Raw genomic sequence first — 267 nt, 5'->3', positions numbered from 1 at the left:
GGCTAAAGCTGCGCTAGAAGACCGCGCAATTAAAGCACCATTTTCAGGTAAATTAGGTTTACGCCAAGTGAGTGTGGGTAGCTTAGTGACCCCAGGTGAGCAAATTAGTACCCTAGACGATGTGAGTAAAATTAAATTAGATTTTTCTGTGCCAGAGCGTTTTATTCAAGAATTACAACCAGGCAAACTCGTTGAAGCCAAAGCGGTTGCGTATCCCGACCAGATATTTAAAGGCGTTGTTACTTCGATTGATAGCCGCGTTAACCC

General features: G+C 43.8%; 1 protein-coding gene. It reads left to right on the top strand.

Annotated features, from left to right (window positions below; all coding sequences use genetic code 11):
• On the top strand, positions 1-267 hold a 267-nt coding region (locus AAEY79_RS15100), incomplete at both ends, for an efflux RND transporter periplasmic adaptor subunit (protein WP_352289254.1).

Source organism: Psychrobacter sp. GW64-MNA-CIBAN-0177, from assembly GCF_040309585.1.
Taxonomy (GTDB): domain Bacteria; phylum Pseudomonadota; class Gammaproteobacteria; order Pseudomonadales; family Moraxellaceae; genus Psychrobacter; species Psychrobacter okhotskensis.
Note: the sequence above shows the minus strand (reverse complement) of the source record. Positions and strands in the feature narration are given on the sequence as shown.